The organism is Streptomyces sp. WMMC500 (assembly GCF_027497195.1).
In the GTDB taxonomy this organism is placed as follows: Bacteria; Actinomycetota; Actinomycetes; order Streptomycetales; family Streptomycetaceae; genus Streptomyces.
Genome location: NZ_CP114905.1, coordinates 146,458 through 159,413, shown reverse-complemented (window position 1 = coordinate 159,413; position 12,956 = coordinate 146,458). Strand labels below are relative to the sequence as shown.

General features: G+C 72.5%; 10 protein-coding genes. 1 reads left to right on the top strand and 9 read right to left on the bottom strand.

The window, feature by feature from the left end; genetic code table 11:
* Positions 1 to 51 precede the first annotated feature (51 nt).
* The 8 genes from O7599_RS00675 to O7599_RS00640 all read right to left on the bottom strand — a co-directional run bounded on the left by O7599_RS00675 (position 52) and on the right by O7599_RS00640 (position 10,214).
* Entirely contained in the window at positions 52 to 1,749 is a 1,698-nt protein-coding gene (locus O7599_RS00675; RefSeq protein WP_281623668.1) for a cytochrome bc complex cytochrome b subunit, read from the bottom strand.
* Positions 1,750 to 1,889: 140 nt separating this feature from the next.
* A complete protein-coding gene (locus O7599_RS00670) occupies positions 1,890 to 4,055 on the bottom strand; it encodes a SpoIIE family protein phosphatase (RefSeq protein ID WP_281620067.1) in 2,166 nt (721 codons plus the stop codon).
* Between the two features lie 75 nt (positions 4,056 to 4,130).
* Positions 4,131 to 4,931: a hypothetical protein gene (locus tag O7599_RS00665; RefSeq protein WP_281623667.1), complete on the bottom strand. Its 801-nt coding sequence runs from the start codon at positions 4,929 to 4,931 to the stop codon at positions 4,131 to 4,133.
* Positions 4,932 to 5,095: 164 nt separating this feature from the next.
* On the bottom strand, positions 5,096 to 6,085 hold the full coding sequence (locus O7599_RS00660; RefSeq protein WP_281620066.1) for a zinc-dependent alcohol dehydrogenase family protein: 990 nt from the start codon (positions 6,083 to 6,085) through the stop codon (positions 5,096 to 5,098).
* Positions 6,082 to 6,981 (bottom strand): carbohydrate ABC transporter permease, encoded by a 900-nt coding sequence (locus O7599_RS00655; RefSeq protein ID WP_281620065.1) that lies wholly within the window; start codon positions 6,979 to 6,981, stop codon positions 6,082 to 6,084. Before O7599_RS00655 ends, O7599_RS00660 begins: the two co-directional genes overlap by 4 nt.
* Positions 6,978 to 7,949 (bottom strand): sugar ABC transporter permease, encoded by a 972-nt coding sequence (locus tag O7599_RS00650; protein WP_281620064.1) that lies wholly within the window; start codon positions 7,947 to 7,949, stop codon positions 6,978 to 6,980. The genes O7599_RS00655 and O7599_RS00650 overlap by 4 nt, the downstream gene beginning before the upstream one ends.
* The gene (locus O7599_RS00645) at positions 7,946 to 9,313 is read right to left on the bottom strand and encodes a sugar ABC transporter substrate-binding protein (RefSeq protein WP_281620063.1); all 1,368 of its coding nucleotides are present in this window, start codon (positions 9,311 to 9,313) and stop codon (positions 7,946 to 7,948) included. The genes O7599_RS00650 and O7599_RS00645 overlap by 4 nt, the downstream gene beginning before the upstream one ends.
* Positions 9,314 to 9,452: 139 nt before the next feature.
* Positions 9,453 to 10,214, bottom strand: a complete 762-nt coding sequence (locus tag O7599_RS00640; protein ID WP_199788497.1) for a DeoR/GlpR family DNA-binding transcription regulator — start codon at positions 10,212 to 10,214, stop codon at positions 9,453 to 9,455.
* 585 nt (positions 10,215 to 10,799) lie between these two features.
* Between O7599_RS00640 and O7599_RS00635 the strand changes: the two genes are divergently transcribed.
* On the top strand, positions 10,800 to 11,546 hold the full coding sequence (locus O7599_RS00635) for a glycoside hydrolase family 16 protein (protein WP_348652644.1): 747 nt from the start codon (positions 10,800 to 10,802) through the stop codon (positions 11,544 to 11,546).
* A gap of 10 nt (positions 11,547 to 11,556) precedes the next feature.
* Here O7599_RS00635 and O7599_RS00630 read toward each other — a convergent pair whose 3' ends face one another.
* On the bottom strand, positions 11,557 to 12,954 hold the full coding sequence (locus O7599_RS00630) for an amidohydrolase (protein ID WP_281620061.1): 1,398 nt from the start codon (positions 12,952 to 12,954) through the stop codon (positions 11,557 to 11,559).
* Between the last annotated feature and the right edge of the window lie 2 nt (positions 12,955 to 12,956).

The following is a 12,956-nucleotide window of genomic DNA, read 5'->3' as shown; positions in this document are numbered from 1 at the left end:
CGGTCGGGGGCCTACTTCAGTCCCGGATGAGGGCCGTCGGGGGGCCGTACCTCATCCGGACGAGGGGCCGCCCGGGCTCTCCTCGGCGGATTCGAGCTCGCGGGGTCCGCTGCCGGCCGGCAGCTCCGCGTGCTCGTCGTGGTCGTGCTCGATCGCGCGGTATTCCTCGGCGGTCGGCTTCGGGATGTACGTGCCGGGCCCGAACATCGTGTGCGACAGCTTGGCGCGCACCCGGTTCGCGACGCTCACCGGCGGCCGGCGGACACCGTTGGCGTCGACCTTCGGGGGGAGTTCGTACGGCTGCGGCTGCTCGTGCGAGGTGAGCTTGTGCAGTTCGGCCGGCGACAGCGGCTCGTGCACCTCGATGTACTCGCCGTGCGGCAGCCGCTTGATCATGCCGGTCTCGCGGCCGTGCAGCACCTTGTCGCGGTCGCGCCGCTGCAGCGCCAGGCAGATGCGCTTGGTGAGGATGAACGTGAGCACCGGCACCACGAAGACCCCGATCCGCAGGGCCCAGGTGACGTTGTTGACCGAGACGTTGAAGTGCGTGGCGAAGATGTCGTTGCCGCCGCCGATCAGGAACAGGGCGTACAGCGACAGCCAGGAGGTGCCGAGTGCCGTCCGCACGGGCACGTTGCGCGGCCGCTGGAGCAGGTGGTGCTCGCGCTTGTCGCCGGTGATCCACGCCTCGATGAACGGGTAAGCGCCGATCGCCACGAACATGAGCGGGAAGACGGTGATGGGGATGAACACCCCGAGTGCGAGGGTGTGGCCCCAGGCGTTGATCTCCCAGCCCGGCATGACGCGCACCATGCCTTCGGCGAAGCCCAGATACCAGTCTGGTTGCGCGCCCGTCGACACTTGGTCTGGTCGGTAGGGGCCGACGTTCCAGATCGGGTTGATCGTCGCGATCGCCGAGATGATGGTGATGACGCCGAAGACCAGGAAGAAGAACCCGCCGGCCTTGGCCACGTACACGGGCATGAACGGCGCGCCGACGACGTTCTTCTCCGTCTTGCCGGGGCCGCCCCACTGGGTGTGCTTGTGGTAGAAGACCAGGATCAGGTGCAACGTCAGCAGGGCGACCATCAGCGCCGGCAGCACGAGGATGTGCAGGGAGTAGAGGCGTGGAATGATCTCGTGGCCGGGGAACTCGTCGCCGAAGAGGAAGAACGACAGGTAGGTCCCGATCAGCGGCGTGGAGAGCGTGGCGCCCTCCACGAAGCGCAGGCCCGTGCCGGAGAGCAGGTCGTCGGGGAGCGAGTACCCGAGGAGGCCCTCGAAGAGGGCGGTGAACAGGATCACCCAGCCGAACAGCCAGTTGACCTCGCGCGGCTTGCGGAACGAGCCGGTGAAGAAGTGCCGCATCATGTGCACGAGCATGGCGATGATGAAGATGAGCGCTGCCCAGTGGTGGATCTGACGCACCAGCAGGCCGCCGCGCACGTCGAACGAGATGTCCAGGGTGGAGGCGTACGCCTCGGACATCCGCACGCCGTTCAGCGGGGCGTACGAGCCCTCGTACACGATCTCGTTCATCGAGGGGTTGAACCACAGCGTCAGGTAGACGCCGGTGAGCAGGATGACGACGAAGCTGTAGAGGGCGATCTCGCCCAGCAGGAACGACCAGTGATCAGGGAAGACCTTCCTGGCGTACCGCCGTCCGGCTCCATGCAGTCCGAGACGGCTGTCGGCCCAGTCGGCGAAGCGCTCGCCGGTCGACGCCCGGGTGGGCGGACGGTTGCCCATCGCGCGCTGCGATGGATCTTCCGTCTGGGTTACGGACATGCGGTTGCTCCTGCCTCCCTGGTGCACTCACCCTTAATGACAGGAACAGGAAGCCGAATGTGACAAGAAGCGGCGCGGTGTGAGACACATCACACCCAAGGTCAACTGCCCGGGATTTCCTGCTCGGTCCAGACGACCTTCCCACGCGGCGTGTAGCGCACACCCCAGCGGTCCGCGAGCTGCGCGACGAGGAACAGCCCCCGCCCGCCCTCGTCTTCGCTCGTGGCGTGCCGCAGTTGCGGGGCCGCGTGGCCGGTGTCGGAGACCTCACAGGTCAGCACCGACTGGCGGATGAGCTTGAGCCCGATGGGGCCGGGGGCGTGGCGGACCGCGTTGGCGAGCAGTTCGCTGACGATCAGCTCGGTGGGCAGAGTCTGGTCCCCGAGCCCCCAGGCGGTCAGCCGCCGGCGCACCAGACCCCGGGCCTCCGAGAGGGCGGAATGGTCCACCGGCAGCTCCACGGAGACCACGTGGTCCGGCGGCAGCGTCCGGAGCCGGGCCGCGAGCAGCACCGCGTCGTCGCTCGGCCGGACGGGCAGCAGGTCGCGTACGGCGGCGTCGCACAGGTCCTGCACCGGGCGCGCCGGGTCGGCGAGCGCGCGGCACAGCCGGTCCAGCGCCCCCTGGTTGCGCTCGGGCAGCAGGCCGTTGGTGTAGAGCCCGAGCAGGCTGCCCTCGGGCAGGTCGAGTTCGGTGCTCTCGAACCTGCCGTCGCCCCCGCCCAGTGCCGGCCCGGTCGCCGCCTCCACGACCTCGGTGCCGCCCTCCGGCCGGACGGCCACGGGCGGCGGATGCCCGGCCAGGGCCATGGTCACGCGCGTGTCGATGGGGTCGTAGACGGCGTAGACGCAGGTCGCGGCGGGTGGCGGCCGGTTGCGCCGCGGGTCGGCGAACGGGTCGGGCGGCTCCTGCATGAGCCGGGACACCAGCGCGTCCAGATGGGTCAGCAGCTCGTCCGGCGGCACGTCGAGGCCGGCCATGGTGGTGATCGCCGAGCGCAGCCGGCCCATGGTCGCGGCGGCGTGCAGCCCCGTGCCGGTGACGTCGCCCACCACCAGCGCCACCCGGGCGCCCGACAGCCCGATCACGTCGAACCAGTCGCCGCCCGCGCCGTCGGTGCCGGGAAAGGTGCCCGGCACGTACGACAGGCCCGTCTCGATCGCGCTGTTCTCCGGCAGTTGGGAGGGCAGCAGGCTGCGCTGCAGGGCGGAGGCGGTGGTGTGGGTGCGGGTCTGGCGGCGGGCGTTGTCGACGCTGACGGCAGCCAGGTCGGCGACCTCGTTGGCCAGCCGCAGGTCCTCGTCGTCGAAGGGGGTGGGCCGCTCGGAGCGGTAGAGGGTGACGAGGCCGAGCAGCGCACCGCGGGCGGTCAGCGGCACGAGCATGAGCGAGTGCGCCTCGTCCGCGGCGTCGGGCAGGGTCGTGTGCGCGCCGTCCATCCCGGCCGGCTCCCCCGCGGGGTCCGGCTCCGGGACGGGCTCGTGCACGTCCCCGTCGCCCCCGACCGCGAGCCCGGGGTGCGCCGGGTCCCGGATGAGCCGCGGCCGCAGGTCCGTCAGCGCGCTGGACTGCGCGGAGGCGTACGGGTAGCGCACCTGCGCGCCGACGCCGTGCTCCTCCCGGTACGCCGACGGCGCCACCGCCGCCCGCCGCAGCGCCAGCTCCTCCACGCCCTGCGCGGGCGCCGACTCCTCGCCCCGCCACACCGAGTCGGCGACGTCGACCACCACCGCGTCGGCCAGCGCGGGCACGACGACCGCGGCCAGCTCCCGTGCCACCCGGCCGACGTCGAGCAGCGCGCCGATGCGCGCCTCCGCGGCGTACAGCAGCTCCAGCCGGGACCGGGCGCGCCGGCGGTCGGTGATGTCGCGCACATGGGCGAGCACGGACACGGGGGCGCCGGCCTCGTGGTCCGTCAACGGGTACGCGGAGACCGACAGCACCCGGTCGTCGTCGCCGGCCATCCGCACGCCGCGCACCGGGGTGCCGGACGTGAGCACGTGCCGCAGCAGTTGCTCCAGCTCGGCCCCGTCGGCGACCGCCCCCACGTCCCGCGCGGCCGGGGCCGGCCCCTGCGTACGCACCTCGTCCCCTTCCGCCGGCTCGCCCGGCACTCCCGGGAGCCGGCGCGCGGAGGCGTTGGCGCGCAGCAGCCGCAGCTCGGCGTCGAAGACCAGCAGGGCGGAGCGCGCCCGGGCGAAGAGCACGCGGAGCAGCAGCGCGTCGAGCCGGCCGTCGTGGGGCACGCTCGCGTGGGCACTGGCCATGCCCCCAATCTCGCCCGCACCGGGGGATCGCGCATCCGCTGGCGCCCGCCGGCGACGCGCGCCGCCGGGCTCGGCTCACCCGTTCGGCTGCCGCCCGCCCGGCGCGTCCGGCCGGCCGCGCTCTTCCCCGGCCTCCTCGCCCGCGCTGCCGGTGGGGGTCGGGGTGGGCGAGGACGAGGGGGAGGAGGACTGCGAGCCCGACGGGGTGCCGCTCGGCGCCGACACCGTCGCCCGCGACGAGGCGGTCGACGACGGGCTGCCGGACTCCGCGGGGCTGTGGCTCGGCCCGGGCCCCGGCGTCGTCGGGTCCGCCGTCCGGGTGGCCGGCGGGGCCGTGGAGGGCCGGGAGCGCTGCGCGCGGTCCGGGGCCTCGGCCCGACCGGCCGGCGGGTCCGTCGCCGGCGGTGCGCCGGAGGCGTCGGGCGTGCCGGAGGAGTTCGTCGGCAGCGGCCCGAGCGGGGCGTCGGGGCGCTCGTCGGCGCGGCTGGCGTCGGGTGCGCCCCCGCCGAGCACGTTCGCCGCGACCAGCCCCCCGGAGATCGCCGCCACCCCCGCCGCCGCGAGGGCCGCGAGCCGCGCGCGGGGCGGACGCCGGCGCCGGCCCCGGCCGTGCCGGGCGCGGCCGGGGACGACGGCGTGCTCCAGGGTGTCGTCGTCCTCTCGCACGTGCGCGTACGGCGCTGTGTCCGCGTACGCCGAGCGTCCCTCGGCGAACAGCTCCACGTCCCGCGGATCGGGGCCCGGCACCGCGGGGCCCGGCTCCTCGACCGGGGCGGGCCCGCCGCCCGCCGGGGTGGGCCCGTACGCTCCGGCGGGCGCGCACCAGGGGGCGCCGCCCGCGTCGTGCCACCTGCCGCAGGCCGGACAGTCCATCATGGCCACCTGACCTCGCCGTCCTTCCGTGGCGTGGAGGGGTATGCCGACAACGGCTCAGTCTGCCAGCGGCCAACTGCGGCTGGAGCATGCTGAATCACCATAATCAGCATATGTGAGCGCCGCCTGAGACCCGTCTCACACGGCGCCCGCACCCGCCCCGGGGGTTACGGCACCACCACGATCTTCCGGCCCTTCCCGGAGGCGAACTGCTCCAGGGCGGCCGGGTATTGCTCCAGCGGCAGCCGGTCGCTGATCAGCAGTTCCGGGTCGAGCACGTCCGCGGCGAACAGCTCCGCCGCGCGCTCGTAGCTGTGCAGCACGGCCATCGAGCCGGTGATGGTGATCTCCTCGTTGTAGATGCGGTACGGCTCGATGGTGGCCGTCGTCGCGTAGTCCGCCACGCCGAACTGCAGGAACGTGCCGGCCTTCGCGACCCGGCCCAGGCCGTCCTGGATCGCCGCCGCGTTGCCGGTGGCGTCGATGACGACGTCCCAGCCCTCCGGCTGCCCGAACTCCTCCGGCGAGGCCGCCGCGCGGCTGCACCCCACCTTCTGCGCGGTGGCCAGCCGTTCGGGGTTGAGGTCGACCACGTCCACGGCCGCGGCGCCGGTGCGGTTGGCCAGCTCCAGCATCATCAGGCCCATCGTGCCCGTGCCGTAGATCAGCACGTGCGCGGCGAGCTTGGTGTTGAGCACGTCGTAGCCGCGCACCGCGCACGACAGCGGCTCGATCAGCGCCGCGTCCTGGGTGCGCACGTGGTCGGGCAGCCGCACGCAGTTGGCGACCGGCGCGACCGCGTACTCCGCCGCCCCGCCGGCGACCGTGACGCCGATGGCGCCCCACCGGTCGCACAGGTTGCCGTGGCCCGTACGGCACTTGCGGCACTCGTGGCAGTACAGCGACGGGTCGACGGCGACCCGGTCGCCGACCGCGACCTCGGTGACGTCGCGGCCGATGCCGACGACCTCGCCCGCGAACTCGTGCCCCGGCACCACCGGCAGCGTGGGCGCGAACTCGCCCTGCAGGATGTGCAGATCGGTTCCGCACAGCCCGCACGCCGCCACGTCCACCACGACCTCGCGCGGGCCGGGGGTGGGGTCGGGGACGTCGGTCACGGTGACCGTGCCGGGGGCTTCGATGACGGCGGCCCTCATTTGACGGCTCCTAGGGACAGGCCCTGGACCAGCTTGTCCTGGGCGGCGAACCCGGCGGCGAGCACCGGGAGGGAGATGACGACGGAGGCGGCGCAGACCTGGGCGAGGAAGAGCCCCTGACTGGTGATGAAGCTGGTGAGGAAGACGGGGGCGGTCTCCGCCGTCACCCCCGTGAGCACCCGCGCGAACAGCATCTCGTTCCAACTGAAGATGAAGCAGATCAGCGAGGTGGCGGCGATGCCGGGACCGGCGACGGGGGCGATCACCCGGGTCAGCACGGTGGTGAGCCGGGCGCCGTCGATCTGCGCGGCCTCGACGATCGAGACCGGGATGTCCGCGAGGAACGACTGCAGCATCCACACCGCGATCGGCAGGTTCATCGAGGTGTACAGCAGGACGAGCAGCCAGATGTTGTCGAGCATCCCGGTGTTCTTGGCGAACAGGTAGATCGGGAGCAGCCCGGCGACGACCGGCAGCATCTTGGTGGAAAGGAAGAAGAACAGCACGTCGGTCCAGCGCTTCACGCGCCTGATGGACAGCGCGTACGCGGCCGGGAGCGCCAGCACGAGCACCAGCAGGGTCGAGAACACGCTCGCCATCACCGAGTTGAGCAGCGCGGGCCACGGGCTGGGCCCGCCGCCGGCGCCGAAGAACGTGCGGTAGCCGTCGAGCGTGAGCGACGCGGCGACCGCCGGCGGGTTGGCGGCGGCGTCGGTCTCCGCGTGCAGCGACGTGAGCACCATCCACGCCACGGGCAGGAAGAACACGATGCCGACGAGCCAGGCCAGCAGTCCCAGTCCGGCGCTGCGGCGCCGGGCCTTGCGCAGGGCGGGCGGCAGCGCGGCGCGGTCGGTGCGGGCCGGCTGCGGGGCCGTGGCCGCTACGGTCGTGGTCATGCGCGGGACGCCTCCTCCCGGAACAGGGACGACACGACGCGCAGCGCGAAGGTCGCGATGACGATGGAGCCGATGACCACGAGCACGCCGGCGGCAGACGCCAGCCCGTACTCGTGCGCCTGGTAGAAGGTCTGGTAGATCGTGTAGGGCAGGTTGGCGGTGCCCAGCCCGCCGGAGGTGATCGTGAACACCGCGTCGAAGTTCTGGACGATGTACACCGAGCCCAGCAGCACGCCGAGTTCGAGATAGCGGCGCAGGTGGGGCAGCGTGAGGTAGCGGAAGATCTGGAAGCCGCTGGCGCCGTCCAGCTTGGCGGCCTCCACCATCTCCGTCGGTCGGCTCTGCAGCCCGGCCAGCAGGATCAGCATCATGAACGGCGTCCACTGCCAGATCAGCGCCGCCTCGACGGCGATGAGCGGCATGTCGGAGACCCAGTCCGGCTGCGGCGGCGTATCGTCGCCGAACAGTTCCGCGACCCAGGTGATGGCCCCGTTGAACAGGCCGTACTCGGGGTTGTAGAGCGCGTGCTTCCACAGCAGCGCGGCGGCCACCGGGACCAGCAGGAACGGCGCGATGAGGAGCGTGCGCACCACGCCCCGGCCGGGGAACGCCCGGTCCAGCAGCAGCGCGATGAGCAGCCCGAGCACGACGCTGACCAGCACGACCGCGGCGGTCAGCACCGCCGTGGTCACCACCGACTCGCGCAGACCCTCGTCGCTCGCGACCTGGCTGTAGTTGTCGAACCCGGTGAAGCTGCGGTCGTCCGGGCGCAGGGAGTTCCAGTCGAAGAGGGAGATCACCAGCGTCGCCACGAACGGCAGTTGGGTGACGGCGATCAGGAACACCAGGGCCGGCAGCAGCGGCGCACGGGTGGCCCAGGCCCGGGCCCCGCGGCCCGGCCGGCGGGGTGCCGGCCGGCCCGTGCTCGGGGCCGGGCGCTCGGGGCGTACGGCGGTCGGGGTGCTCATCGGTCCCGGTACTCCCCGCCGACCTCCTCGGCCAGTTCCTGGGAGTTCTCCAGCGCGTCCTCGACGGACTGCTTGCCCGCGATGGCCGAGCTGATCTCCTGGGAGACCTTGGTGCCCAGGTCGGAGAACTCGGGGATGCCGACGAACTGGATGCCCGGCGCGGGCCGCGGCTGCGTGCCCGGGTCGCGCGGGTCGGCGCCCTCGATCGCCTCGCGGGTGATGTCGGCGAAGGCGCCGGCCGCCTTGAGGTAGTCCGGGTTGGAGTACGTCGACGCGCGCTTGCCCGCGGGCGCGTTGGCCCAGCCCAGCTCCTTGCCGACCAGCTCCTCGTACTCCTTGCTCGACGCCCAGGAGATGAACTTCCAGGCGCTCTCCGGCCGTTCCGACGCCTTCTGCACGCCCCACGCCCAGGTGTAGAGCCAGCCCGAGGACTCGGTCTTGTCCACCGGCGCCGGCACGTAGCCGATCTTGCCGCGGACGGGGGAGTCCTCCGCCTCCAGAGAGCCGGTGGCGGCGGTGGCGTCGTACCACATGGCGGTCTTGCCCTGGGTGAGGTTGTTCAGGCACTCGGCGTACCCGGACTGGGCCGCGCCGGCCTCGCCGTGCTCGCGTACGAGGTCGACGTAGAACTTCACCGCCTTGGTGAACTCCGGCGACGTGAGCTGCGCCTCCCAGTTCTCGTCGAACCAGGTGCCGCCCATGGTGTTGACCACCGTCGTCAGCGGCGCGATGACCTCGCCCCAGCCGGGCAGGCCGCGCAGGCAGATGCCCTTCATGCCCGGCTCGGCGCCGTCCGCCTCGGCGGCGAGGTCGGCGACCTCCTGCCAGGTGGGCTTGCCGGGCATCTTCAGGCCGTGCTCGGCGAAGACGTCCTTGCGGTACATGAGGAACGACGACTCACCGTAGAACGGCTCGGCGTACAGCTTGCCGTCCTCGGCCGTCAGCGACTCGCGCATCGGCGCGAGGATGTCCTCCTGGTCGAACTTCGCGTCGTCCGCGGCGTATTCGTCGAGCGGCAGCAGCCAGTCGTTCTCGGCGTAGAAGGGGACCTCGAAGTTGCTGATGGTGGCCACGTCGTACTGGCCGGCCTGATTGGCGAAGTCCTGGCTGATCTTGTCGCGGACCTCGTTCTCCGGCAGTACGGTGAAGTTCACCTCGATGCCGGTCTTCTTCGTGAAGTGCTTGGCCGTCAGCTTCTGCAGCTCCACCATCTGCGGGTTGTTGACCATGACGACGTTGACGGAGTCGTCGCCCCCGGAGCTGCCGCCGCCTCCCGCGCCGCTGCACGCGGCGAGCAGGGCCGCGGCGGTGACCACGGGCACGAGGGTGCGGATGGTGCGCTTGCTGCGGGTCGGAGTGAGCATCGCATGCTCCCAAAGAGGGTCGGGGGCGGGAATCGGGGCGCACGGATCCCGGCCACCCGGCCTGCTTGCGGTCCGGGAGGCGAGGCGTACGCGGGATGGGATGTGGTGTGCGGACTCGGCGAACGGGCGCCGGGGCCGCTCAGGTTCTGATGACCTGCGGGCCCAGCAGCGAGTAGCGGTGGGCCTCGGCGGCGGGCAGCCCGGTGTCGGTGATGATCACGTCGAACTCGGAGACCTCCGCGAAGCGGCAGAAGCTGACCGCGCCGAACTTCGTGTGGATCCCGGCGAAGACCTTCCGCCGGGCGACGCGCATCGCCTGCGCCTTGACCTCGCTGACCGCCGGGTCCGGGGTGGTCAGCCCGTAGGCGCGGGAGATGCCGTTGGCGCCGACGTACGCCAGGTCGATGACGAAGCCGGCGAGCATCCTGGTCGTCCAGTGGTCCACGGTGGCCAGGGTGCCGCCGCGCACCCGGCCCCCGAGCAGTAGCACCGTGACCCGGTCGTCCCCGGCCAGGGCGCTCGCGGTGGCGAGCGAGGCCGTGACGACGGTCAGCGGGCGGGGCCGCGGCAGCGCCTCGGCGATGAGCTGCGGGTTGAAGCCCTCGTCGATGAAGACCGTCTCGGCGTCGCCGAGCAGCTCCGCCGCCGCGGCGGCGATGCGCGACTTCTCCGGCACGTGCATGGTCGTGCGGTACGCGAGCGTGGTCTCGAACCCCGCGCTCTCCACCGGGTAGGCGCCGCCGTGCGTGCGCCGGACGAGCCCGTGGTCCTCCAGGAGCGTCAGGTCACGCCGTACGGTCTCCCGGGACACGCCCAGGTCGGCGGCCAGCTTGGCGACGTCCACCTTGCCGGCGCGCCGGGCGGTCTCCAGGATGACCCGCCTGCGCTCTTCTCCGTCCACGACGACCACCTGCCTTCGCGGTTTGGCTGTGGGGGGTGCTTGCCGGTGTGGCGAAGCCCTGCCCGTTCGGGCTTCCGAAGGCATTTCTACCGGTGGGGGAACGCACCGGCCAGGCTTCATGCACCACACGTCATGACCGAATGTGCCCGTTTCCACCGCCGCATCGCCGCTGGGGAGCGGCCGTCGGCCGCCCTCGCCGCGCGCGGGGCGTGCCCGCCCCGGCCGGGACGCGTGACCGTTCGGTGCCCGCTTGGGCGGCGGGCGTGGGTTCGGGCTCCCTTCGCTTCGGGAGGTGAACGCGGCGGGATCCGCCGGATCCATTGACTGCGCCCGCGCGAAGGAGTTCACTTTCGCACCGAAACAGGTCTGGACCAAGCTCGATACCCGGCTGACCAGTCGGGACGCCCGGCACCAGCGGCGTTCCCCGGTCGGCAACCCCCCACCAGAGGATCGAGGCGCACCTTCATGACATCACGGAGCACACTGCGTCGCCGTACGCCCGCCGTCCTGCTGCTCGCGGCCGTCTGCGCCGGGCTGAGCTGGACACCCGGCTCTGCGGGCGCCGCGCCGGACGGCACCCAAGCTGTGACCTTCGAAGACAACTTCGACGGACCCGCGGGTTCCGCCGTCGACGGCGGCAAGTGGCTGATCGAGACCGGCGACAACGTCAACAACCACGAGCGGCAGTACTACACGCCGGGCAACGCGAACGCCGCGCTGGACGGCCAGGGGAACCTGGTCATCACCGCGCGCAAGGAGAACCCCGGCGACTACCAGTGCTGGTACGGCCGGTGCGAGTACACCTCCGCCCGGCTCAACACCTCCGGGCGGTTCACCACCACGTACGGCCACGTCGAGGCGCGGATGAAGCTGCCGCGCGGGCAGGGGATGTGGCCGGCGTTCTGGATGCTCGGCGACGACATCGGGCAGGTCGGCTGGCCGGCCAGCGGCGAGATCGACGTGATGGAGAACGTCGGCTTCGAGCCGAGCACCGTCCACGGCACGATCCACGGGCCTGACTACTCCGGCTCCGGCGGCATCGGGGCCGGCTACACGCTGCCGGGCGGCGAGGCGTTCGCCGACGGGTTCCACACCTTCGCCGTCGACTGGTCGCCCGACAAGATCACCTGGTCCGTGGACGGCAACGTCTACCAGACGCGCACGCCCGCGGACCTCGGCGGCAAGCAGTGGGTGTTCGACAAGCCGTTCTTCCTCATCCTCAACCTGGCGGTCGGCGGCTACTGGCCCGGCGACCCCGACGGCAGCACCGTCTTCCCGCAGCAGCTCGTCGTCGACTACGTCCGCGTCACCACGCCGGACGCCGCGCAGTGACCGGGCGCGCTCACGTGTCGTAGCTCTGGATCCGGCGGCCGTGGCCGCGCTCGGTCAGCGCCGCGAGGCGCGGGGCGAGTTCGGCCGCGACCTCCGCCACGTCGACGGTCAGCAACCGCCGGTCGCGCATGAGGACCCGGCCGTCGACGACGGTCGTACGCACGTCGCCGGCGCGGGCGCTGTGCACCAGGGTGGCGGCGAGGTCGTGCACGGGCTGCGTGTGCGGCCCGGTCAGATCGACCAGGATCACGTCGGCCCGGCGGCCGGGCGCCAGCGAGCCCACCCGGTCGCCGAGGCCGACGACGCGTGCGCTCTGCGTCGTCGCGTGGTGCAGCACCTGGCGGGCGGTGGCCCAGGCGGCGTCCCGCTCCGCCGACTTCTGCACCAGCGCGGTGAGCGCCATGCTCTCCCAGACGTCGAGCGTGTTGTTGGACGCGGCCCCGTCGGTCGCCAGGCCCACCGGCACGCCGGCCGCCCGCAGCGCGCGCACGGGCGTGGTGTCCCAGCCGAACTTCAGATAGCCGCGCGGCGCGGTCGCCACCCCGGCCGCCGGTGCCCGGCCGAGCAGCGCGATGTCGGATTCCGTCAGCCCGGTGCCGTGCGCGATGAGCACCTCGGTGTCGAGCAGCCCGCAGCGCTGCAGCACCTCGACGGGGGTACGGCCGTGCCGGGCGAGGCTGGTCTCGGTCTGCTCCCGGTTCTCCGCGGCGTGCAGGTGGACCAGCAGCCCGTGTTCCCGCGCGAGCCGGGCCGTGGCCTCGAGGTCGGCGTCCGTCACGGTGTACGGCGCGTGCGGCGCCAGGCACGTCGTGATCCGTCCGTCCGCGCCGCCGGCGCGGCGCAGCGCGAACTCCAGCGACCGCTCGCGGCCCTCGGCGCCCTGCGAGGAGAAGTACGCCAGGCCCAGCACGGCGCGCAGCCCCGTGGCCGTGACCGCGTCGGCGACCCGGTCCATGGCGAAGTAGTGGTCGGCGAAGGTCGTCACCCCGCCGCGGATCATCTCGGCGCAGGCCAGCAGCGCGCCCAACTCGACGTCCCGGTCGGTGAGGTTGCTCTCCACCGGCCAGATCCAGTCGTTGAACCACTCCTCGACCGGCACGTCCTCGGCGAAGCCGCGCAGGAAGACCATCGGCGCGTGCGTATGGCAGTTGACCAGCCCCGGCATCGCGACCTGGCCGCGGGCGTCGAGGCGCTCGGCCGCCGGCACCCGCGCCGCCCCGGCGGCGGACGTCACCGCCTCGATGACCCCGGCACGGATGACGATCCCGGCGTCCTCGGCGAAGGCCACCTCGCCGCCGGGCCCGTGGACCAGCGCGGTGCAGCCCTCGATCACGAGGTCGGCGGGCTCCGCGCCCGGCCCGGCGGCAGCGGTCTGTTCGGGCTGATCGGGCTGTTCGGGCTGTGCCATGG